Origin of the sequence: Streptomyces sp. NPDC005878 (assembly GCF_040629815.1) — a bacterium.
GTDB lineage: Bacteria > Actinomycetota > Actinomycetes > Streptomycetales > Streptomycetaceae > Streptomyces.
This window is the reverse complement of record NZ_JBEXWK010000001.1, coordinates 69,286-92,030: the sequence shown is the minus strand read 5'-3', so window position 1 is coordinate 92,030 and position 22,745 is coordinate 69,286. Positions and strand designations below refer to the sequence as shown.

At 73.9% G+C, this 22,745-nt stretch carries 17 protein-coding genes and 1 pseudogene; 9 read left to right on the top strand and 9 right to left on the bottom strand.

Annotation, left to right across the window (positions count from 1 at the left end):
• Positions 1-131 precede the first annotated feature (131 nt).
• Entirely contained in the window at positions 132-2,528 is a 2,397-nt protein-coding gene (locus tag ABZ404_RS00435) for an excinuclease ABC subunit UvrA (protein WP_358836772.1), read from the top strand.
• 57 nt (positions 2,529-2,585) lie between these two features.
• Here ABZ404_RS00435 and ABZ404_RS00430 read toward each other — a convergent pair whose 3' ends face one another.
• Positions 2,586-3,677 carry a glutamate--cysteine ligase gene (locus tag ABZ404_RS00430; protein ID WP_358836773.1) on the bottom strand — a complete coding sequence of 364 codons (1,092 nt, stop codon included), beginning with the start codon at positions 3,675-3,677 and terminating at the stop codon, positions 2,586-2,588.
• Between the two features lie 190 nt (positions 3,678-3,867).
• On the opposite strand from ABZ404_RS00430, the gene ABZ404_RS00425 reads away from it, so the two are divergent.
• From ABZ404_RS00425 to ABZ404_RS00415, 3 genes are read left to right on the top strand one after another with little or no spacing between them, the layout of a single operon-like run.
• Positions 3,868-4,506 carry a 2Fe-2S iron-sulfur cluster-binding protein gene (locus tag ABZ404_RS00425; protein WP_358836774.1) on the top strand — a complete coding sequence of 213 codons (639 nt, stop codon included), beginning with the start codon at positions 3,868-3,870 and terminating at the stop codon, positions 4,504-4,506.
• Positions 4,503-5,489, top strand: coding sequence for a xanthine dehydrogenase family protein subunit M (locus tag ABZ404_RS00420; RefSeq protein ID WP_358836775.1), 987 nt, complete (start codon positions 4,503-4,505; stop codon positions 5,487-5,489). Before ABZ404_RS00425 ends, ABZ404_RS00420 begins: the two co-directional genes overlap by 4 nt.
• 22 nt (positions 5,490-5,511) lie before the next feature.
• Positions 5,512-7,608, top strand: coding sequence for a xanthine dehydrogenase family protein molybdopterin-binding subunit (locus ABZ404_RS00415; protein ID WP_358989928.1), 2,097 nt, complete (start codon positions 5,512-5,514; stop codon positions 7,606-7,608).
• A 21-nt stretch (positions 7,609-7,629) separates the two neighbouring features.
• Here ABZ404_RS00415 and ABZ404_RS00410 read toward each other — a convergent pair whose 3' ends face one another.
• The 3 genes from ABZ404_RS00410 to ABZ404_RS00400 are packed head-to-tail and all read right to left on the bottom strand — an operon-like array spanning position 7,630 to position 9,532.
• Positions 7,630-7,827 carry a CDGSH iron-sulfur domain-containing protein gene (locus ABZ404_RS00410; protein ID WP_358837524.1) on the bottom strand — a complete coding sequence of 66 codons (198 nt, stop codon included), beginning with the start codon at positions 7,825-7,827 and terminating at the stop codon, positions 7,630-7,632.
• Complete coding sequence (locus ABZ404_RS00405; protein ID WP_358837523.1) at positions 7,808-8,461, bottom strand: HemK2/MTQ2 family protein methyltransferase; 654 nt, start codon at positions 8,459-8,461, stop codon at positions 7,808-7,810. The genes ABZ404_RS00410 and ABZ404_RS00405 overlap by 20 nt, the downstream gene beginning before the upstream one ends.
• Before the next feature lie 48 nt (positions 8,462-8,509).
• On the bottom strand, positions 8,510-9,532 hold the full coding sequence (locus ABZ404_RS00400) for an iron-containing redox enzyme family protein (protein WP_358837522.1): 1,023 nt from the start codon (positions 9,530-9,532) through the stop codon (positions 8,510-8,512).
• Positions 9,533-9,690: 158 nt separating this feature from the next.
• Between ABZ404_RS00400 and ABZ404_RS00395 the strand changes: the two genes are divergently transcribed.
• Positions 9,691-10,188 carry a DUF6328 family protein gene (locus ABZ404_RS00395; RefSeq protein ID WP_358837521.1) on the top strand — a complete coding sequence of 166 codons (498 nt, stop codon included), beginning with the start codon at positions 9,691-9,693 and terminating at the stop codon, positions 10,186-10,188.
• A gap of 113 nt (positions 10,189-10,301) precedes the next feature.
• On the top strand, positions 10,302-12,563 hold the full coding sequence (locus ABZ404_RS00390; RefSeq protein ID WP_358989926.1) for a SpoIIE family protein phosphatase: 2,262 nt from the start codon (positions 10,302-10,304) through the stop codon (positions 12,561-12,563).
• Positions 12,564-12,596: 33 nt separating this feature from the next.
• Here ABZ404_RS00390 and ABZ404_RS00385 read toward each other — a convergent pair whose 3' ends face one another.
• Together ABZ404_RS00385 and ABZ404_RS00380 are read right to left on the bottom strand one after the other, a co-directional pair.
• Entirely contained in the window at positions 12,597-15,536 is a 2,940-nt protein-coding gene (locus ABZ404_RS00385; RefSeq protein WP_358836895.1) for a HAMP domain-containing protein, read from the bottom strand.
• Positions 15,537-15,723: 187 nt separating this feature from the next.
• Entirely contained in the window at positions 15,724-16,140 is a 417-nt protein-coding gene (locus ABZ404_RS00380; protein WP_358836894.1) for an ATP-binding protein, read from the bottom strand.
• Positions 16,141-16,311: 171 nt separating this feature from the next.
• On the opposite strand from ABZ404_RS00380, the gene ABZ404_RS00375 reads away from it, so the two are divergent.
• Positions 16,312-17,214 (top strand): SigB/SigF/SigG family RNA polymerase sigma factor, encoded by a 903-nt coding sequence (locus ABZ404_RS00375; RefSeq protein WP_358836893.1) that lies wholly within the window; start codon positions 16,312-16,314, stop codon positions 17,212-17,214.
• A 35-nt stretch (positions 17,215-17,249) separates the two neighbouring features.
• Here the strand turns inward: ABZ404_RS00375 and ABZ404_RS00370 are convergent, their stop codons facing one another.
• Positions 17,250-17,699: an ATP-binding protein gene (locus ABZ404_RS00370; RefSeq protein ID WP_358836892.1), complete on the bottom strand. Its 450-nt coding sequence runs from the start codon at positions 17,697-17,699 to the stop codon at positions 17,250-17,252.
• 11 nt (positions 17,700-17,710) lie between these two features.
• Complete coding sequence (locus ABZ404_RS00365) at positions 17,711-18,109, bottom strand: STAS domain-containing protein (RefSeq protein WP_358836891.1); 399 nt, start codon at positions 18,107-18,109, stop codon at positions 17,711-17,713.
• Positions 18,110-18,383: 274 nt separating this feature from the next.
• Between ABZ404_RS00365 and ABZ404_RS00360 the strand changes: the two genes are divergently transcribed.
• Both ABZ404_RS00360 and ABZ404_RS00355 read left to right on the top strand, forming a co-directional pair.
• Positions 18,384-18,665 carry a hypothetical protein gene (locus ABZ404_RS00360; RefSeq protein ID WP_358989924.1) on the top strand — a complete coding sequence of 94 codons (282 nt, stop codon included), beginning with the start codon at positions 18,384-18,386 and terminating at the stop codon, positions 18,663-18,665.
• Positions 18,666-18,920: 255 nt separating this feature from the next.
• Positions 18,921-21,002 carry a SpoIIE family protein phosphatase gene (locus ABZ404_RS00355; protein WP_358837760.1) on the top strand — a complete coding sequence of 694 codons (2,082 nt, stop codon included), beginning with the start codon at positions 18,921-18,923 and terminating at the stop codon, positions 21,000-21,002.
• A gap of 19 nt (positions 21,003-21,021) precedes the next feature.
• On the opposite strand, the pseudogene ABZ404_RS00350 reads toward ABZ404_RS00355, so the two are convergent.
• Positions 21,022-22,706 (bottom strand): annotated as a pseudogene (locus ABZ404_RS00350) (sigma-70 family RNA polymerase sigma factor).
• Positions 22,707-22,745 lie beyond the last annotated feature (39 nt).

Below are 22,745 nucleotides of genomic sequence, written 5' to 3'. Positions count from 1 at the left end.
TTGCCGGCCGCCCGGTCGGCGCCCGTCTCCACCGAACAGGGCGACGCCGTCGGCCGAAGCTGGTTAGATCGGTCCGGAAGCGGTCCCGGCACAGACCGCGCGAGGCGCTCCGGACGGCAGAGGGAGACACCATGGGCACGGCCAGGAGGACGGACACGGGCTCGCCCGCGCCACGGGACGGCGACAGCCACGACGTGCTCCGCGTGCACGGCGCGCGCGTGAACAACCTCAAGGACGTCAGCGTCGAGATCCCCAAACGCCGGCTGACGGTGTTCACCGGCGTCTCCGGCTCCGGCAAGAGCTCGCTGGTCTTCGACACGATCGCCGCGGAGTCGCAGCGGCTGATCAACGAGACGTACAGCGCCTTCATCCAGGGCTTCATGCCCACGCTGGCCCGCCCCGACGTCGACGTCCTCGAAGGACTGACGACCGCGATCGTCGTCGACCAGCAGCGCATCGGCGCCGACCCCCGCTCCACCGTCGGCACCGCCACCGACGCCAACGCGATGCTGCGCATCCTCTTCAGCAGGCTCGGCCGCCCTCACATCGGCCCGCCCAACGCGTACTCCTTCAACGTCCCCTCGGTCCGGGCCAGCGGCTCGATCACGGTCGAACGGGGCGCCGGCAGGACCCAGGCCGTGAAGGCGACCTTCAACCGCACCGGCGGCATGTGCACCCGCTGCGAGGGCCGGGGCTCGGTCTCCGACATCGACCTCACCCAGCTCTACGACGCGTCCAAGTCCCTCGCCGAGGGCGCGTTCACCATCCCCGGATGGAAGTCGGACAGCTTCTGGACCGTACGGGTCTACGCCGAGTCGGGCATCCTCGACCCCCACAAGCCGATCGCCAGGTTCACCAAGAAGGAGATGCACGACTTCCTCTACGGGGAGCCGACCAAGGTCAAGGTCGAGGGCGTCAACCTCACCTACGAGGGGCTCATCCCGAAGATCCAGAAGTCGATGCTGTCCAAGGACCGGGAGGCGCTCCAGCCGCACATCCGGGAGTTCGTGGACCGGGCGGTCACCTTCACGACCTGCCCCGAGTGCGACGGCACCCGGCTGAGCGAGGCGGCCCGCTCCTCGAAGATCGCGGGCATCAGCATCGCCGACGCCTGCGCCCTGCAGATCAGCGACCTGGCCGCCTGGGCAGGGGAGCTGAACGAGCCCACCGTCGCGCCGCTGCTCACGAGCCTGCGGCGGACCCTCGACTCGTTCGTGGAGATCGGTCTCGGCTACCTGGCGCTGGAGCGGCCCTCGGGCACGCTCTCCGGCGGCGAGGCGCAGCGCGTCAAGATGATCCGCCACCTGGGCTCCGCGCTCACCGACATCACCTACGTCTTCGACGAACCCACCACCGGTCTGCACCCCCACGACATCGCGCGGATGAACGACCTGCTGCTGCGGCTGCGCGACAAGGGCAACACGGTGCTGGTGGTGGAGCACAAGCCGCAGACCATCGCGATCGCCGACCACGTCGTCGACCTCGGGCCCGGCGCCGGTACGGCAGGCGGCACCGTCTGCTTCGAGGGCACCGTCGAGGGGCTGCGGGCGGGCGACACCGTCACCGGCCGCCACCTCGACGACCGCGCCTCGCTCAAGGAGAAGCCGCGCACCCCGAGCGGCGCCCTGGAGATCCGCGGCGCGAAGGCGCACAACCTGCGCGATGTCGACGTCGACCTGCCGCTGGGCGTGCTCTGCGTGGTCACCGGGGTGGCGGGCTCCGGCAAGAGCTCCCTGGTCCACGGCTCGATCCCGCCCGGCGCGGGCGTGGTCCCGGTCGACCAGGGACCCATCAAGGGCTCCCGGCGCAGCAACCCGGCCACGTACACCGGGCTGCTCGACCCGATCCGCAAGGCGTTCGCCAAGGCCAACGGCGTGAAGCCCGCGCTGTTCAGCGCCAACTCCGAGGGCGCCTGCCCGGGGTGCAACGGCGCCGGAGTCGTCTACACCGACCTGGCCATGATGGCGGGGGTCGCCACCACCTGCGAGGACTGCGACGGGAAGCGGTTCGACGCCTCCGTCCTCGCCTACCGTCTGGGCGGGCGTGACATCAGCGAGGTGCTGGCGATGCCGGTGGACGAGGCCGAGGCGTTCTTCGCCGACGGCGAGGCGCGCACCCCGGCGGCGCACAAGGTCCTCACCCGGCTCTCGGACGTCGGGCTCGGCTACCTCACCCTCGGGCAGCCGCTCACCACGCTCTCCGGCGGCGAGCGCCAGCGGCTCAAGCTGGCCACCCATATGGCCGAGAAGGGCGGGGTGTACGTCCTGGACGAGCCCACCACCGGGCTGCACCTGGCCGACGTCGAGCAGTTGCTGGGCCTGCTCGACCGGCTGGTGGACTCCGGCAAGTCGGTCATCGTCGTCGAACACCACCCGGCGGTCATGGCGCACGCCGACTGGATCATCGACCTGGGCCCGGGCGCAGGTCACGACGGCGGGCGGATCGTCTTCGAGGGCACCCCGGCCGACCTGGTGGCCGCCCGCTCCACCCTGACGGGCGAGCATCTGGCGGCCTACGTGGGCGCCTGAGCCCCCTGAGCGGCGGCGGGCGCGGCGGAACGCGCGGGCCCCGACGGGTTCCGGAGCTCAGACCCGGTGGCTCTGGCTCGTGACGAGCTCCATGACCGCCGGGATCCCGCCCTCGGTGAAGGCCCGGTGCTGCCGGTCGGCGCCGGTGCCGCGCCGCAGCAGCCGCTGCATCAGCGAGTTCACCTCCAGCCCGTCGCCGGCCGCCTCCAGGGCGGGGCCGATGTGCCGGGCCAGCCGGCACAGCACCTCGCCGCAGCTGCGCCGCTGCCCGTCGGGGTCGAGGAGGACGCCGTTCAGCCCCTCCCGGGCCGCGCGCCAGGTCGCGGCCTGGAGTATTTCGAGCGGGCACTCCGGAACGGGGTCGCCGTCCTTGTGCTCGCGGATCGCGGTGGCGACCAGACCGCGGATGATCCCGGCGAGCATCACCGCCTCGTCCACCCGCACCTGCACGTCCAGACAGCGCACCTCGATGGTGGGATAGCGCTCGGACAGGCGCGCGTGCCAGTAGAGCTGCCCGCTGTCGCACGCCGCCCCGGCCGCGATCAGCGCCTCCGCCCGGCTCTCGTAGTCGTCGAGGTCGGCGAAGCGCGGCGGCGGCCCGCTGACGGGCCAGCGGCCGAAGACCAGGGTGCGCCAGCTCGCGAACCCGGTGTCGCGGCCGTGCCACAGCGGCGAGTTGGCCGACATGGCCAGCAGCGTGGGCAGCCAGACCCGGATCCGGTTGAGCACGGCGACGCCGACCTCCCGGTCGGGCACGCCGACGTGGACGTGCATCCCGTTGATGAACTGCTCCTCGACCAGCTGCCCCGCGTTCGTCCGCATCGCCAGATAGCGGGGCCGCGGAGTGACGGCGACCGGTCCCGTGCCGTTGACGGGGGCGGCCCCCACGGCGGCGACCCGGCAGCCCAGCCGCTCGGCGGCGGTCCCCACCAGGTGCCGCAGCCGCGTCAGATGGCCGCCCAGCTCCGCCAGCGTCAGGCAGACCGGGGTCGCCACCTCCACCTGAGCCTGGAGCAGCTCCAGCTGCACCTCCGGCTCTCCGACCGCGTCCGGGCCGGTCAGCGCCCGTACCTCTTCCGCGCGGGGCAGGGGCCGGCCCGTCACGGGGTCCACCAGCAAATACTCTTCTTCGACCCCAAAGGTGAGCATGACAGGTGGTTACCCGTCCGCGGACCGCGCGAACCGGCATGGGTTTGCGCCACTCGGCCGGTACGGGCCCGGTGTACCGCCGCACGGGCGGCGTTCGGACCGGCCGGACGGACGCGCCCGGGATGCCGGAGCGCGTCGGCTGTACGAGGGTGGAGACTCCGCCGACCCGTCGGACCGAGGAGCCGTGAGGATGGAAGCAAGCGATGGCCCGCGTGACCCCAACCCCCAACCCGGCTCCGGACCGGCCGAGCACGGAGCCCTGCTCCCGCCGACGCACTCGCGCGTGAGCCTGCGCGTGAACGACACCGTCCACGTCCTCGAACTCGACCACCGCACCACCCTGCTGGACCTGCTGCGCGAACACCTCGCCCTGACCGGCTCGAAGAAGGGCTGCGACCACGGGCAGTGCGGGGCGTGCACCGTGCTCCTCGACGGGCGGCGGGTCAACAGCTGTCTGCTGCTCGCCGTCGCCCTGGAGGGCTGCGACGTGGTCACCGTGGAGGGGCTGGCCGACGCGGCGGGCTCCGACGGTGAGCTGCACCCCCTGCAACAGGCGTTCCTCGACCGGGACGCGCTCCAGTGCGGCTACTGCACACCGGGCCAGCTCTGCTCGGCCGTCGGCATGCTCCAGGAGGCCCGGTCCGGCCAGCCCTCCGTCGTCACCGACACCGAACGCCCGCCCGGCGACGGCCCGGTGCGTCTGACCGCCGACGAGATCCGCGAGCGCCTGAGCGGCAACCTGTGCCGGTGCGGCGCGTATCCGCACATCGTGGAGGCCGTCCAGGAAGTCGCCGTACGGGACCTGGCGGCCCGGGAGGTGACGGCGTGAAGCCCCTGAACTACGTGCGCGCCCGGAGCGTCGCGGAGGCGGCCGCCGCCCACGGGGGCCGCCCGGAGGCCAAGTACCTGGGCGGCGGCACCAACCTCGTCGACCTGATGAAGCTCGGCGTGGAGCGGCCCGACCTGCTCGTCGACATCACCCGGCTGCCCCTCGACGGGATGGAGGAGCTGCCCGACGGCGCCCTGCGGATCGGGGCGACCGTGCGCAACACCGACCTCGCCGTGCACCCGCTGGTCCGCGACCGGTATCCGGTGCTCTCGCAGGCCGTGCTCAGCGGCGCCTCGGGGCAGTTGCGCAACGTGGCCACCACGGCGGGAAACCTCCTCCAGCGCACCCGCTGCGCCTACTTCCAGGACCTGGGCAAACCCTGCAACAAACGGGTACCGGGCAGCGGCTGCGGCGCCCTGGACGGCGTCAACCGCGACCACGCGGTGCTCGGCCACTCCCCGCACTGCGTCGCCACCCACCCCTCCGACCTCGCCGTCGCGCTGGCGGCCCTGGACGCGGTGGTCGAGGTGGCCGGGCCCGGCGGAGGCCGGACGGTCGAGCTGACCGAGTTCCACCGGCTGCCCGGGGACACCCCCGACCAGGAGACCGTGCTGCGCCCCGGCGAACTCATCACCAGCGTGCTGCTGCCGGCCCTGCCCGGCGGCACCGTCTCGCGCTACCGCAAGGCGCGCGACCGCGCGTCCTACGCCTTCGCGCTCGCCTCCGTCGCCGCCGCCGTCAAGGTGGAGAAGGGGGTGGTCGAGCACATCGGGGTCGCCTTCGGGGGAGTGGCCCACCGCCCCTGGCGCGCCCGGCGCACGGAGGCCGCGCTGCTGGGCGGCCCGGCCACCGACGAGGCGATCGCTCGGGCCGTGGACGCCGAACTCTCCGCCGCCGTCCCGCTGCGGGACAACGCCTACAAGGTGACACTCGCCCGCGACCTCGCCCGCGAGGTGCTCGGCTCGCTGATCGCCCGGTCCTGAACACCCCGAGAGGAGAGCCGCCGTGGGATCGAGCCCGAGCCCCCTGGGCGCGCCGGTCGAGCGCCGCGAAGGCCGCGCGAAGGTGACCGGCGCCGCCAAGTACGCGACGGAGTACGCGCCGCCCGGACGGGTCCACGCCTGGCCGGTGCCCGCCACCGTCGCGCGCGGCAAGGTCACCTCTCTCGACACCTCGGCCGCTCTCGCGCTCCCCGGCGTCCTGGCCGTCCTCACCCCCGACACCGCGCCCCGGCTCGCCGAGGGGGACGACCCGACACTGGCCGTCCTCCAGGACGCCCGGGTGCCGCATCACGGGTGGCCGGTGGCGCTGGCCGTCGCCGAGACCCTGGAGACGGCGCGCGAGGCCGCCCGGGCCGTACGGGTCGGGTACGCGAGCGAGCCGCACGACACCGCCCTGGCCTGGGACCACCCGGACGCCTACGAGCCCGACGAGGTCAACGGGGGATACCCCGGGGAGCGCCGGCAGGGTGATCCCGAGGGCGCGTTCGCCGAGGCGGCGGTGCGGGTGGACGTGTCGTACACGGTTCCCCCGCTGCACAACCACCCCATGGAGCCGCACGGCGCCACCGCGATGTGGCAGGACGACTCCCTCACCGTGTTCGACTCCAGCCAGGGCGCCGACACCGTGCGCCAGGTGCTGGCGCGGCTCTTCTCGCTGCCCGAGGAGCGGGTCAGCGTCGTCAGCGAGCACGTCGGCGGCGGCTTCGGCTCCAAGGGCACACCCCGTCCCCATGTCGTCCTGGCCGCGCTCGCCGCCCGGCACACCGGGCGTCCCGTCCAACTCGCCCTGCCCCGAAGGGAGTTGACGGAACTCGTCGGACACCGCGCCCCCACCCTGCACCGCCTGCGGCTCGGCGCCCGGCCCGACGGCACCCTCACCTCGCTGATCCACGAGGTGACCACCCACACCTCCCGGGTCAAGGAGTTCGTCGAGCAGGCGGCGGTGCCCGCCCGGGTGATGTACACCAGCGGGAGCAGCCGCACCAGCCACCGGGCGGTGGCCCTGGACGTACCCACCCCGTCCTGGATGCGCGCACCGGGCGAGACCCCCGGGATGTACGCCCTGGAGTCGGCCGTCGACGAACTGGCGAGCGCCTTGGGGATGGACCCCGTGGAGCTGCGGGTGTGCAACGAGCCTCCGGCCGAGCCGGACAGCGGGCACCCCTTCAGCAGCCGGCACCTCGTCGAGTGCCTGCGCGAGGGCGCCGCGCGCTTCGGCTGGGCCGAGCGCGACCCGCGCCCGGGCGTGCGCCGCTCGGGGCCGTGGCTGACCGGCACGGGGGTCGCGGCCGCCACCTACCCGGTGCTGATCTCACCGAGCCGCGCGACGGTCACCGCCCACACCGACGGGCTGTACGTCGTACGGATCAACGCCACCGACATCGGCACCGGCGCCCGTACCGTACTCGCCCAGGTCGCCGCCGAGGCGCTGGGCGTGGGCGTGGACTCGGTCCGTACCGAGATCGGTCTCACCGGGCTGCCCAAGGCCCCGCTCGCGGGCGGGTCCTCCGGCACCTCGTCCTGGGGCTGGGCGGTGCACGAGGCGTGCCGGGACCTGACCCGGCAGCTCGCCGCCCGCCCCGGCCCGCTGCCGCCCGGCGGGCTGACGGCGTCCGCCGACACCGAGGGCACGGCGGACGCGGAGTCCCCGTACGCGCGGCACGCCTTCGGCGCCCACTTCGCCGAGGCCGCCGTCGACACCGACACCGGCGAGGTGCGGGTGCGCCGACTGCTCGGGGTCTACGCGGCCGGGCGCATCCTCAACGCGCGCACGGCCCGCTCCCAGTTCATCGGCGGCATGGTCATGGGCCTGGGGATGGCGCTCACCGAGAGCGGCAGCGTGGACCCGGCCTCCGGCGCGTTCATCGGCAGCGATCTGGCCGGCTACCACGTGCCCGCCCACGCCGACGTGCCCGCGATCGAGGCGCACTGGATCGACGAGGAGGACCCCCACCTCAACCCGATGGGCAGCAAGGGCATCGGGGAGATCGGGATCGTGGGGACGGCCGCCGCGATCGGCAACGCCGTCCACCACGCCACCGGCGTCCGCTTCCGGGAACTGCCGCTCACCCCCGACCGCGTGCACGCCGCACGCCGCTGACCCCCGGCTCGTCCTTCGCGGTCAGACGCGGCGGCGGTGGCTGGTGTCGCACCACGGGTAGGTCCGGCTGCGGCGGCAGGTGCACAGCGCCACCACACAGCGGTCGGAGAACGCGCTGCTGCCGTCCTCCAGGACGACCTCCACCGGCCCCTCCACCAGGACGGGGCCCTCGCGCCGCACACGGATGCGGCGCGGCTCGTCACTCGGGTCGTTCGGCACGGATGACCACCAGCTCTTCCGTCGTCTCGTCGTCCTCGATCAGGCCCTGCGCGTCCAGCCAGCTCCGGCGCTCGCGCAGCACCGGCCCGAAGGGGATGAACCGGCGGGCGATGACGGCCGCCTTCAGCCCCTCGGCGCGCAGCTCCCGCAGGCTGGTGTCCGGGTCGCTGAGCGCGGAGTGGACCATCAGCAGCGCTCCGCCGGGGCGCAGCAGGGGCGGCGCCTCGCCGCAGATGCGGCGCACCAGCAGCCGCCCGTCGTACCCGGCGTCCCACGCCCGCGCGGCGCCGCGCCGGGGGGCGGTGGCGGTCCGCGCCGGGACGTAGGGCGGATTGCTCAGGATGAGGTCGTAGGCGCCGCCCACGACCGGTGTCAGCAGGTCTCCGCGCAGCACGCGGACCGGCAGCCGGGCCAGCCGCGCGTTGACGCGCGCGGTCAGGACGGCGCGCCGGGAGATGTCGATCGCGGTCACCTCGGCCCCGCGCATGGCGGCGGCGATGGCCAGCGCGCCGGTGCCGGTGCCCACGTCCAGGACCCGGGCGCCCGGGGACAGCGGCTCCTCGTACAGAGCCTCGGCCAGCAGGGCGGTGTCGGCCTGCGGGGCGTAGACGCCGGGTGGGGCGAGAAGAGTCATGTGCGCCGAGTGCCCGGGAATCCGAAAAAGATCCCACTAAATCCTGGTTTATCCCTCGGAGCCGTGCCCCGGCCCGTCATCGAGGGGTACGCGCAGCGAGGAGCGGCCCGCCCGCCAGTGGCCGAGCAGCTCCTCGCCGAAGCGGTCCTCCAGGAACACGGTGGCGTCGATACCGAACACGACATCGGCCGTGAGCCGCGGTTCCTCCTCCAGGAGGCCGCCGATCACCTCGTGCCGCACGACCTGCTCGTGCACCGCGTCGGCCTCCACGTGCTCGGTGTAGAACAGCTCCGCGGCGGCGCCCGCGCCCGCGCGCTTCAGCGCCAGCGCCATCCGCCGGGAACCCGGCGACGAGGTGATCTCCAGCGTGGCGAAATGGCCGACCAGGGCGCCCCGCAGACTCCGGTGCAGCCCCAGCAGCGACATGAGGTTGACCGTGGCGAGCATCCCGGCGGACGCCGCGTCCAGATAGCGGCCGTACGCCGTGTCGAGGCCGAGGTCGGTCATCAGGTCGGCGAAGAGCCGGGCGTGCACCCGTTCGGCGCGCCCGCCGCCGAACTCGTCGAACTCCACCGCCGCCATCCCCGCCTTCGCCCGCCCCCACAGGCGGGGCAGCACCCAGGCGTGCGGATCGGCCTCCTTCAGGTGGTACAGCGAGCGCTGGGCGGCGTACTCGCGCAGCTGCCACAGATGGCCCTCCTCCTGGAGGTAGTGGGAGACCCCGCTGCCGTGGACGGGCTCCACGAGCAGCTCGCCCAGGGCGTCGTCCAGGTCGTGCTCCCGGGCCGCGTCCCGGCGCAGTGCCGTCAGGAAGCGCCCCTCCAGCAGGGCCCGCGCGGTCAGCAGCGCGGGGTCCCACTCGCAGCCGTCGTCCACCCCGGCGAAGCCGCGGTAGTGCGGCTCGTAGCTGACGTACAGCGCGAGCTGGAGGTCCTCGCCGTAGGGCTCGGCGCGGTCGACGGCCCGGGTGTCCGGGAGCGGGGTGCCCTCGCCGCGCAGGTGGCCGATGACCGCGGCGGAGAGCTCCCCGCGGGCGTCCGGCAGGGCGGGGCCTCGTTGATCGATAGTCATGATCTGTGGGTACCCGTTCAACGCCGTCCGCAACGGGTGCCCCGGGAGTCCCCCGGGTCGTACGCATCGGATTGCGATCCGGGGGACCGGGTACCGATGCGTGACCACACGCGCTGCGGGCGGTGGTTCGGGGACGGAAACAGCAGCAGGAGGATGTCATGGGCAGCGGCGACGGCGGGCGGCGCGTGGACGACGGGCGCGACGAGAGCGCGGCGGACCGCGCGGACCGCAAATGGGGCGACCTCCTCCAGGAGATCCGCGTCGCCCAGACCGGTGTGCAGATCCTCTTCGGCTTCCTCCTCACGGTCGCCTTCACCCCGCTCTTCCACCAGCTGGGAGACGGTGAGAAGGGGATCTACATCTGCACGGTCGTCCTGGGCTCGCTGACCACCGGCGCCCTGGTGGCTCCGGTCTCCTTCCACCGGATCCTCTCCGGCCGCAACATCAAGCCGACCGCCGTGGTCTGGGCGTCCCGGCTCACCTTCACCGGCCTGGTGCTGCTCTTCGCCACCATGACCTCCTCGCTGGTCCTGGTGCTGCGCGTGGCCTCGCACGGCGGGTACTGGCCGTGGCTGGTGGGCGGGGTGGCGACCTGGTACCTGGTGTGCTGGTTCGTGCTGCCCCTGTGGGTCCGGCACCGGCACACCACGGAGTGAGGCCGGCCGGGCCCGGGGGCCGGGCGGCTGCCCGAGAGCCGGGGGCGCCGCACGCGTAAAATCCCGTAAGGACACGTTGGCCCGCTCTCCGACCGCTCGGGACGGGAGATGCCGTGATCAAGCCGGTGCCGGACACCTCGGGGACGGTGGGCGCGCAGACCGCCTCCACCATCGCCGCGCTCTGGGCCGAGGCCGAACGCCTCCGCGCCGACCGCGCCCGGCAGCACCTGCTCGACCTGGCCACCGGCGTCCTCGCCGCGCAGCTCCGGCTCGGCCCCGCCCAGGCCCGGGAACACCTGGAGAAACTCTCCGCGGACACCGGCGTCGGCCCGGAAGACCTGGCCGCGGACGTGCTGAACGGCATCGGGGGCGACCCCGGCGCCGTCCCGGCCGCCGCCAGCGCCCCGCCGGACGAGGCCCGCAGGAACCGCCGCGCCCTGGCGGCGGCCGAGACCTACGAGAGCGTCGACGAGGCCGCACGGGCCCTGCTGGAAGGCGGGCTCGCACCCCTGGGCGCGCAGAGCCTGTGGCTGTGGCGGCGCACGGAGACGGGCTGCCTGCGGCTCGCCGGACACGCCGGGGTGGGCGCCGCCGAAGCGGTGGTGTGGCAGTGGATCCCGCCGGGGGCCCCGGCCGTCTTCCACACGGTCATGACGGACGGCGCCCCCTGCTGGCTCGGCTCCGGCCCGCCGCCCGGGGAGCCGCTGCCGGGCCCCGGGAGGCCGGCGGGCCGGGCGCTGCTGCCGCTGGGCACCCCGGGGACGGTCGTGGGACTGGCCCTCGTCGTCTGGCCCGACGAGGTGGACTTCGACCCCCGGCTGCGCCGCGCCCTCACCGGACTGACCGAGGTGGCCGCGACCGTGCTCGCCGGCGTCGAGGGCGAGCCGTCCGAGATGCCGGTCCTGATGGACGTCCTGGACGCGCTCGGCCATCCCGCGATGGTGCTGCGGGGCGCGCCCGACTTCCCCGCGCTGTCCGTCGAGTACACCAACGGGCCCGCGATCCGCAGTCTGGGCGGCTCCGCGCCGCCCGTCGGCCAGCCGCTCGCCCTCGCGTTCCCGTACGTCCACGCCGAGCTGGCCCGGCTGGCCCGGGGCGCCCACGGCTCGGCCCGGCGCCAGAGCGTGGCCCGGCTGCCCCGGATCGCGGGCGAGGCGGCGACCGCCCCGCTCCTGGACGTACGGGTGCTGCCCGCGGGCAGCGAACGGACCGTGGTGCTCTGGCACGCCAGCAGCGACCCCGAGATGTCCGCGGCCCGGGCCGTCGGCCACCTCGAAGGGGTGGCGCTGTTCCGCGACAGCGTGGTGGGCGGCGAGTCGGTGTGGTCGGCGCCCGCCTACCGCATCTTCGGCATCGACCGGGGCGCGGCCCCCGTCCCGCTGCTCGCCATGCGCGCGTGGCTGCACCCCGACGACGGCGACGCCCTCACCCACCTGCTCACCACCCTCACCGAACACCAGCGGGGCGCGCTCGCGGTACTGCGGATCATCCGCGCCGACGGCACGATGCGCCATGTCCGCGTCGCGGCGGAACCGCTCGTCGACGACGGCGTGGTCACCGGCATCAGCGGCGTCTACCAGGACGTCTCCGCGAGCCGGCGCACCGAGGCCGCGCTGACCGCGACCTTCGACCAGCTCACGGCCGTGCAGAAGCAGGCGGCCATCCGCGACGAGATGGCGCTGCGGCTCCAGCAGGCCATCGTGCCCGAGACCCCGGGCACCCAGGAGCTGCCCGGCCTCATCGTCGCGGCCCGCTACCGGCCGGCCGCGCAGGAGTACCGCGTCGGCGGCGACTGGTACGACGCGCTGCCGCTGCCCAGCGGCCATGTGCTGCTGGCCGTCGGCGACATCGCCGGACACGGCATCGACGCCGCCACCGGCATGGTGGCCCTGCGCAACGCGCTGCGGGGACTGGCCTTCAGCGGCCAGACCGCGGGACGCCTGATGGAGTGGCTGAACGAGGTCACGCTCCGCACGAGCGGCGGCCCGACCGCCACCGCCCTGTGCGCCCTCTACGACCCGGGCGACCGCTCCCTGCGGTGGTCGAGCGCGGGGCACCTGCCGCTGCTTCTGCTGCGCGACGGCCGCGCGCGGCTGCTCGACGGGCCGCACGACCTGCTGCTCGGCGCGGTCCCGTCCGTGACGTACCGGGAGATCCACACACCGCTGCGCCCCGGTGACACCCTGCTGCTCTACACGGACGGTCTGATCGAGCGCCGCCACGACGCACTCGACCAGGGCCTCGCGACGCTGGTCGGCCTCGCCGAGCGGTGGAGCGGCCGCGAGGTCGACGAACAGGTGGAGCGGCTGCTCGAGGCGGCGACGGGCGACACCGACGACGACACCAGCGTCGTCGCGATACGCGTACGGGACTGAACGCGCCCTCAGTGCAAAGGAGTTGGCGTGGCGTCACCGCCTCGTGAGGTGGTCGCGGATCACCGCCAGCAGCCGGTCCGCGTCCACGGGTTTGGCGACGTACTCGTCGACCCCGGCGGCGAGCGCCTTGGCGCGCTCCCCGGGCATGGCCTTCGCGGTCACCGCGATGATGGGCAGGTGGGCGAAGCGCGGCCGGCGGCGGATCGCCGCGGTGGTCGCGTAGCCGTCCATCCCGGCCATCATCACGTCCATCACCACCAGGTCCACGTCGTCCCGCGAGGACAGCAGATCGATCCCGGCCTGGCCGCCGGCCGCCGTGAGCACCACCATCCCGGCGTGTTCGAGGATCTGGGTGAGCGCGAAGACGTTGCGGGCGTCGTCGTCGACGACCAGGACGGTGTGCCCGGACGGCTCGGGCGGCGCGCCCGCCTCCTCCGCCCGCGGTACGGGCCGCTCCTCGGCGAGCGGGTCCTCGTGCCGTCCGGACAGACCGCTGAGCGGCATGTAGAGCGTGAAGGTGCTGCCCCGTCCCACCGCGCTCTCCGCGACGATCACTCCGCCGAGCAGCCGGGCCACCTCGCGGCTGATGGACAGGCCGAGGCCGGTGCCCCCGTAGCGTCTGGCGGCGGTGCCGTCGCCCTGCTGGAACGCGCCGAAGACGCTCTCCAGGCGGTCCTCGGGGATGCCCACCCCGGTGTCGGTGACCCGGAAGGCGAGCGCGGGGCCCGACGCGCGCAGGACCTGTGGGAGTTCGTCGCCCTCGGCGGTGTGGATGTCGAGCTGCACATGGCCGGTCTCGGTGAACTTCAGGGCGTTGGAGAGCAGGTTGCGCAAGATCTGGCGCAGCCGGGCCTCGTCGGTGGTCAGCTCGTCCGGGATGCCGGGAGCCGCCACGATGCGGAAGTCCAGCGCGCGTTCGGCGGCCACCGGCCGGAACGTGGCCTCCAGGTAGTCGAGCAACTGCGGCAGTGCGAACGGCTCGGGCCGGATGTCCATCTTCCCGGCCTCGACCTTGGACAGGTCCAGGATGTCGTTGATGAGCTGGAGCAGGTCGGAGCCCGCGGAGTGGATGACCTCGGCGTAGTCGACCTGCTTCTCCGTCAGGTTCCCCTCCGGGTTCTGGGCCAGCAGCCGGGCCAGGATGAGCAGGCTGTTGAGCGGGGTGCGCAGCTCGTGGCTCATGTTGGCGAGGAACTGCGACTTGTACATCGAGGTGCGCGACAACTGCTGGGCCCGCACCTCCAGCTCCTGGCGGGCCTGCTCGATCTCCAGGTTCTTGCCCTCGATGTCCCGGTTGCGGTCGGCGAGCAGCGCGGCCTTCTCCTTCAGCTCGGCGTTGGAGCGCTGGAGCTCCTGCTGCTGTTCCTGCAACTCCTGGGAGCGGGCCCGCAGTTCGGCGGTGAGCCGCTGCGACTTCCCGAGCAGCTGGTCGGTGCGGACGCTCGCGATGAGCGAGCCGACGTTGACGCCGACGGTCTCGATGAACTGGTCGAGGAAGTCCCGGTGCAGCTCACTGAAGGGGCGCAGCGCGGCCAGTTCCACCACGCCGAGCACCTGCTCCTCGACGACCACCGGCAGGATGATCAGCTGGCCGGGGTCGGCGTGCCCGGTGCCGGAGGCGATCGTGGCGTAACCGGGCGGGACCCGGTCGACCACGACCGTACGCCGCCGGCGGGCCGCCTCGCCCACCAGCGACTGGCCCAGCAGGAAGCGCCGGGGGCCCGCCGCGGGGTCGTCGGGGGAGGCGTAGGAGGCGGTCATGACCAGCTCGGTGCCGTGCGGGCTGTCATGGGTCAGGAAGAAGGCGCCGTACTGCGCGCCCACCAGCGGCGGCACCTCGCTCATGATCAGCTCGGCGAGTTCCGGCAGACCCGCCGCACCCTGCGCCAGGGCGGACACCCGGGCGAGGTTGGTCTTGAGCCAGTCCTGGGCCTCGTTGGCCCGGGTGGTGACCCGCAGCGACTCGACCATCGCGTTGATGTTGTCCTTCAGCTCACCCACCTCGCCGGGAGCGTCCACCGTGATCGAGCGGGTCAGGTCGCCCTCGGCGACGGCGCTGGTCACCTCGGCGATCGCGCGGACCTGCCGGGTCAGGTTCCCGGCCAGCTCGTTGACGTTCTCGGTGAGCCGCTTCCAGGTGCCGGAGACACCCTCCACCTCCGCCTGCCCGCCGAGCCGCCCCTCGCTGCCCACTTCGCGGGCGACCCGGGTGACCTCGGCGGCGAACGACGACAACTGCTCGACCATCGTGTTGATGGTGGTCTTGAGCTCCAGGATCTCGCCCCGGGCGTCCACGTCGATCCTGCGGGTGAGGTCGCCGCCCGCCACGGCCGTGGTGACCTGGGCGATGTTGCGCACCTGGCTGGTCAGGTTGCCCGCCATGGAGTTGACGTTGTCGGTGAGGTCCTTCCAGGTGCCCGACACCCCGCGTACGGTCGCCTGGCCGCCGAGCTTGCCCTCGGTGCCCACCTCGCGGGCCACCCGGGTGACCTCCTCGGCGAACGACGACAGGCGGTCGACCATCGTGTTGATGGTCTCCTTCAGCTCCAGGATCTCGCCGCGCGCGTCCACCCGGATCTTCTGGGTGAGGTCGCCCCGCGCCACCGCCGTGGCGACCTGCGCGATGGAACGCACCTGGGAGGTGAGGTTGTCGGCCATGGTGTTCACACCGGAGGTCAGCTCCAGCCACACCCCCCGCACCCGCGGCTCCCGGGCATGGCCGCCGAGCAGCCCCTGTCCGCCGACCTCCCGGGCCACCCGGGTGACCTCGGAGGTGACCAGGGACAGTTGCTCCACCATCCCGTTGTAGATGGTCGCGATCTCGCCGAGGAGGCCGCCCTCCTCGGCGGGCAGACGCGCGGAGAGATCCCCGTCCCGTACGGCGGTGAGCCCGGCGAGGAGTCGGCGCAGCGCGTCCTCGGCCGGGCCCGCCGGGGTGTCCGGGGAGCCGTCGCCGGGGGCGGGGACGTCCATCGCAACCTCGCATCGAACCGTCGGCACGCACGGCCCGGGAGCGGCGCGCGTGCGGGGGTTCGCGCGTGCGGCGAACTCGACGGGCGCCTCCACTCTGGCACGATCGGCCCGCCCCGACATCCCGGGTGCGGCCCTCGGCGGTCACTCCCCACCCGCCCTCGCCGACGGCCCCGTACGACCGACGGCCTCAGAGGGCCATACCGTGCGGGCGGGGCACCGGTACCTCGAACCACACGGTCTTCCCGCGCCCGCGAGGCACCCAGCCCCAGGCCGACGAGAGCCTCTTCAGCAGATAGAGGCCGTGCCCCGAGGACCGGGTGGGCCGGTGTCTGCCGTGGGGTTGTGGTCGTTCGGGACTGTTGTCGCTGACCTGCACCCACACCTTGTCGTCCGTGTGGTCGATCCGGAGTTCATAAGGTCCGTCACCGTGCGTACACGCGTTGGTGACCACTTCGGAGACCAGCAGCAGTACGTCGTCCACCGTGGTGCGCTCGCGGGCACCACGGGGACCGAGCCACTGCTCCAGGACTTGACGGGTGAGATCGCGGCATTGGCCCACTACGCCGGGTCCCTTTTCCAGGCTGAACCGGCGACTCTCGGTCACGCGCTCCTTGGCTTGGCCACGATGCATACCGGGCGGGTGCCCCGCCTTGCGGCGAATCAATCGCCATCGGCATCAAACTGCGGCAAAACGGGCATCACCCAGTCAGAACGCTCGGCCGACGGACCCGCCGCCACCCCGGCGGCTCAGGCCCCGCCCCGTCGAAGGAGCACCATGCGCACCGCCCGTGAAGCCACCTCCCGCACGCAGCCGCCGTCGGCGGCGCCCGCGTCGGCGGTACGGCGCCGTGCGCTGGACGGCATACCCGAGACCGTCCGGCCCCGGGAGCTCAGCACCCGGGACGCCCAGTCCCTCTCCGAGGCGATGTTCCGCCGCCTCGCCGAGCTCGACGAGGGCACACCGGAGCACGCGTACGTACGCAACACCCTGGTCGAGCTCAACCTCAGCCTGGTCAGGTTCGCGGCGCGCCGGTTCCGCAACCGGGCCGAGCCGATGGAGGACATCGTCCAGGTGGGCACCATCGGCCTGATCAAGGCGATCAATCGCTTCGACGTGGAGCGGGGGGTGGAGTTCTCCTCGTTCGCGCTGCCCACCATCAGCGGTGAGATGAAGCGGTTCTTCCGGGACACCACGTGGGCCGTGCAGGTGCCCCGCCGCCTCCAGGAGCTGCGGCTGCGGCTCGCCGGGGCGCAGGAGTCGCTCGGCCAGGAGCTGGGGCGCCCGCCGACGACGGCGGAGCTCGCCGCGCGCCTGGGGGTGCCGGAAGCCGAGGTGGTCGAGGGCGAGAAGGCGGCCAACGGCTATATGACGCGGTCGCTGGACTTCCCCGACGACGACAGCGGCGCCGGTACGGGCGCGTCGCGCAGGCTGGCGGAGGAGGAGGGCGCCTTCGAGGTCATCGACGCGCTGGAGTCCCTCAAACCGCTCATCGCGGGCCTCACGGACCGCGAGCGCACCCTGCTCTCGCTGCGGTTCGGCGAGGAGCTGACGCAGGCGGAGATAGGCGCGAAGGTGGGCCTCTCCCAGATGCACGTCTCACGGCTGCTCGCCCAGATCCTGGACCGGCTGCGCACGGGGCTGCTGGAAGACGCCCCCGCGACGGACGGCCGCGGCTAGCCGCCGCCGGGGCGCGGCTCTGCGGGAATCAGGGCCTACGGTGTGTGCGTCCCCTCCGCCCACGACGGCAGCGCGACCTCCAGCCACACCACCTTGCCCGCCCCCAGCGGTGTCGAGCCCCACTCCTCGGCCAGCCGGTCCAGCACCATCAGACCGTGGCCGCCGGGCAGCGAGGGCGCCCGGGGGCGGCGCGCGGGCGCGAGGGGACTGCCGTCGGCGACCTCCACCCGCAGATGGCCGCCGTCGTGGCGCAGCACCAGCTCCCGGGGCCCGCCCGCGTGCAGGCAGGCGTTGGTGACCACCTCGGAGACGAGGAGGAGCACGTCGTCCGCGCGCTCGCGGTCCCCCTCCGGCTCCGCCGAGGTCCACCCCCAGTCGGCCAGCGCCCGCGCGGTGAAGTCGCGGCAGCGTGTCACCACACCCTTCGTCCCGAAGAGTTCGAGTCGGCGGATCTGGCTCCGCCCGGTCCGGCTCGTGTCGCCCATCAACTCCTCCGCTACCCGGGCGGCCGGCCCGCGAGCGCTTGGTCCAGGTCGGTGTGGACGCGGAACACCGCGGCCGCACCGGTGATTTCGAACATCCGGGCCACCGGCGGCTGGAGGGCCGCCAGTTCGATGACGGCGCCCTCCGTGTGCGCGGCCGAAGCGCGCGCCCGCAGCAGCACGTTGAGCCCGGTCGAGTCGCAGAACCGCAGACCCGTGCAGTCGACCACGATCCGGGCCGGGGCCGCCGCGATCTGCTCGGCCAGAGCAGTGCGCAGCGGCTCCACCGTGTCGTGGTCCAGCTCGCCGGTGAGCGAGAGCACCGCCGCGTCGCCGGTCCGCCTCGCCGTGACGGCGAACCGTCTGTCCCCGGCGGCGGACCCGTCGTACGCGTCGCTCGTGTGCGGTCTCATGGGTTCACCCGTCCTTCGCCCCTGCTGGTGGTGCTCCGGGCGCCGGTGGGCGCCCGTAGGGAGAGTGCCCAATGATCGGCGCTCTAGTGCCGCGGCGGCCCACGTGCCCGCCCGGGCCCGACATGGGTCCGGCGCCCCATCGTCCCCGGCCGGTCCGGCGTCCGCGATCCGTGCGGCAGCCGGGTGAGCACCGGCCCGCACCCGGTTTGAGCCGCTCTCCCAGGGTGACCCGGAAGAGAGCGTGAGAAACCCGTGGATCGAGAGAGAGGCACCGATGGGCATCAGCGACAGTGCGGCCAGGCTCGCGGCCGAGGCGGACATGAAGCAGCGCGCCGAGGGGGCCACGCACCGGACGAGCACGGCGGCGTCCGGGGCCCAGCGGGCGGTCGGCCAGGCGGGCCGCACGGCCCGGGACCTCACCCCCGCGCCCGTACGCCGGGCGGCGACGGTGGCGGTGATGGCCGTACGCGTGCGGCCCCGGCAGCTCGTCGCGGCCGGGGCGGGCGTGACGGCGGCGCTCCTCGTGCTGCGGCGCCGCGGCGGCCGCGGGAAGTGACCGCGGGCGGCACGGGCCGCCCCCCGTTCCGCCGCCCGCACCATTCGGCGTATCCGGCCGGAGGCTGACCAGGGCCGTGTCCCGACCGGGGCGTACGGCCCTTCCGGGCTCCGCCGGGCCGCGCCGAACGGCCCCCGCCCGGTCGCACCCCCGGGCGCCGGGGCGCAGCATGGAAGGCGGAAAGTCGTGCCGATCGGCCTGGACCTGGTCAGCGGGCGTGTCCCGCGCAGGGGCGTACGGGTGAGGAGGCCGGTGATGGCTGATGCGCAGTCCTTCCCGGCCCGTTCGGGGGCGAGAGACCCGTCGCTGGTGGCGGGCGGCCTCCTGGACGTGCTCGGGGTGGCCGCGGTCGTCCTGGACGACGAGGGCCGTATCCGGCTGTGGAGTCCCGAGGCGAGACGGGTGTACGGATACACCGCCGCGGAGGCGCTGGGGCAGTACGCCGCCAAGCTCCTGGTCGCCGAGGAGCACCGCCATGTGGTGCTGGAGCTGTTCGCCCAGGTCATGTCCGGCGACGGCACCTGGGCGGGGGTCTTCCCCGTACGGCACAAGGACGGCAGTACGCAGCTCGTCGAGTTCCGCAACGTACGCCTGGAGGCCGACAACGGCCGGATGTTCGCGCTCGGCCTGGCCTCCGAACAGGCGACCGTACGGCGGGTGGAGCGCGACCTCGCGCTGTCGCTGCGGCTCGTGGACCAGTCGCCCATCGGCCTAGCGGTCCTCAACACCGACCTGCGGTACGTGCTGGTCAACCCCGCTCTCGAACGCATCAACGGCATCTCGGCCGAGGAGCACCTCGGGCGCCGCATCGTCGAGGTGCTGCCGTTCCTGGACGGGGCCGCCGTGGAGGAGCGGATGCGCGAGGTGATGGCGACGGGGCGGCCGGTACTGGACGAGTTCACCACCGGGCGCACCGCCGCCGACCCCGAGCGCGACCACGCCTGGCTGGTGTCGGTGTACCGGCTCGACGACCAGGCAGGGCACGTCCTCGGCGCCGCGGTGTCCGTGGTCGACGTGACCGAGCAGCACGAGGCCGCCGTCTCCGCGGCCCAGGCCCGGCGCCGCCTCTCCCTGATCGCGGACGCCTCGGTGCGGATCGGCACCACCCTCGACCTGGAGGTGACCGCCCGCGAGCTGGCCGAGGTCGCCGTCCCCGAAGTCGCCGACATCGCGGCCGTGGACGTGCTCGACACCGTCCTCGCGGGGCCCCGGCCGGGGGAGGCGGACAACGGCGCCGTGCGGTTCCGCGCGCTGGCGCTGAATGCCGCCTACCCCACCGAGGCCACCTCCGCCGCCGACCCGGTCGGCGACGTCGCCCTGTACGGTCCCACCCGGCTGGTCACCCAGTGCGCCCGCACCGGCCGCCCGGTCCTGGTCCCCAAGGTGCGCCCCGAGGACCTGCCGCGCATCGCGCGCAACGAGGACGCCGTGCACCTCCTCGCCGCCGCGGGAGTCCATTCCTACCTGGCCGTCCCCCTCATCGCCCGCGGCCAGGTCCTCGGCGCGCTCGACCTCAAGCGGGCCCGCAACCCCGCCCCCTTCAGCAAGGACGACGTCCTGCTCGCCACCGAACTCGCCGCCCGCGCGGCGGTGTCCATCGACAACGCCCGCTGGTACCAGCGCCAGCGTGACACCGCGCTGATGCTCCAACGCCATCTGCTGCCCCAGCGCCCCGCCGACCCCAGCGGGCTGGACATCGCCTACCGCTACCAGCCGGCCGCCGCCGACGACGAGACCGGCGGCGACTGGTTCGACGTCATCGCCCTCAGCGGCGACCGTACGGCGCTGGTCGTCGGCGATGTGATGGGCAGCGGCATCAACGCCGCCGCCACCATGGGCCAACTGCGCGCCACGGCCCGCGCCTTGGCCCGCCTCGACCTGGACCCGGCCACCGTGCTGACCCATCTGGACGCCGCCACCGCCGACCTGGGAGACGCCACGGCGACCTGTGTGTACGCCCTGTACGACCCGCACACCCACCTGTGCCACATCGCCGTCGCCGGGCACCCGCCGCCGGTGCACCTGCGGCCCGGCCGCCCGCCCCGGCTGCTCGACCTGCCCACCGGAGCGCCGCTGGGCGTGGGCGGTGTCCCGTTCTCGACCACCGCCGTCAGCCTCGACCCGGGGGACGACCTCGTCCTGTACACCGACGGTCTGATCGAGACCCGGGACCAGGACATCGACACCCGGCTGGCCACCCTCACCGACCTGCTGACCGGCCCGAGCCGCCCGCTGGAGGACGCCTGCGACTTCCTGCTCGCCGCCCTGCGCCGCCCGGACACCCATGACGACGTGGCCCTGCTCATCGCCCGGGCCCGCGCGCTCGGGCCCGCCTGAGCACGCGGGCGGCGGGGTCTCACATCCGGGTGCCGAAGTCCTGGGTCCACCACGGGCCGCCGGGACCGCTGTGGATCCCCACCCCCAGCTCCTTGAAGGCGCAGTTGAGGATGTTCGCGCGGTGGCCGGGGCTGTTCATCCAGGATGTCATCACGTCGGCCGGGCTCTGCTGGCCCCGCGCGATGTTCTCGCCGTAGGTGGACCACTGGTAGCCGGCGGCGTGGACGCGCTCGCCGGGGCCCGCCCCGCTCGGGTCGGTGTGGTCGAAGAAACCCTGGGCCGCCATGTTGTCGGAGTGGCGCTGGGCGGCGGTGGCGAGCTGGGCGTTGTCGGTCACGGGACCGCAGCCGTTCTTGGCCCGCTCGCTGTTGACGAGGGCGATCACCTGCTGGGCGTCCGAGCCCTGCCGGGCGAGACCGTTCTTCGGTACGGCGGGGGTGTGCGGGGCGGGGGGCCGTGCGGCGGCGCTGTGCGGCGCGGGGCGGTGCGCGGCCGGTGTGGACGAGGTGGCCGAGCGGCTGGGCGACGGCGACGCACTGGCCTTCGGCGAGGGTGAGGTGGCCGAGCGGGTGGGGGCGGGCGCGGTGGTGGTGGCGCCTTGGGGGCTCCCGGCCGTGACCGTGGTGCCGGCCGGGGCGTCGGCGACGGTGTGGCCGGGGGCCGACGGCTCGGTCGAGAGGTGGATGGCCACGGCCAGACCGCCTATCGCGGTGGCGCCGGCGAGCACTGCGGCGGCACGGCGGCGCCGTCGGGCCCGGTCCCGGTCACGGCGCAGCTCGCCGCGGGTGACCGGTTCGGCCGGGGCGTTCCGGCCCCGGGGAGCCTGCCGGTGGCGGCCGCGTGCCTGCGGTCGCGGTGCCGGGCCGGGGTCCGTGGAGGGCGCGTCGGTGTGCGCCATGGGGGCGGGGGCCGCCGCCCGGTGTGCGGACAGGGCGGCGAACAGACCGGCCGCCGAGACCACCGGCACCAGCGCGAGCCCCGCGAGCAACCCCTCCGGCGGTACGAGTCCGCTGCCGAGCCCCGAGCAGACCGGGCACGCACGTGTGTGCCGGGTGATGCGCTTGCGCCACAGCGCGCAGGGCACTCCGTCCCACAGCGACAGGAGCCCGGTCAGCTCGTGGCAGTGCGAGGCACCCGCCAACGTCCGCACACCTGGCGCGAGGCGTCGAGCCGCTCCTTCATGCGCTGGACGCGTACGGCGGTGTGCTGGTGGGACAGTTCCAGGGACGCGGCCACCTCGGCCCGGGTCAGCTGTCCGGCCGTCTCCAGCCACCACAGCGAGAGCAGCCCCCGGTCCTCGGGCTCCAGCCAGCGGGTGGCCTCGGCGGCCTCCCTGCGCTGCCCGGAGAGCCCGAGCCGCAGGATCGTGAGGTCGACGAAGTCGGCGCCCGGGTCGGGCAGGTCGCTCGTCTCCTGGATGCCGGTGCCGTCCGGCCGGGTGCGGGCGCGCTGCCAGTACGCGCGCAGCTGGTTCATGGTGATGGCCACCACCCATGACCGGAAGCTGGCCGGGTCGCGCAGCCCCGGCAGGCCGTCGAGCATCCGCAGCACGCTCTCCTGGACCACGTCGTCGACGTCGGCGTGACCGTTCAGCGCCCGCCCGACGATGTTGTAGACCAGCGGCAGACAGGCCGCGACGAGCTCGTCCTGGGCCTGCTGGTCACCGGCTCGCGCCGCCGCGACCGTCGCCGTCCCGTACTCCATATCCACGCCTCGTCCACTCTCCCCGGGCCCGGGCGGTCC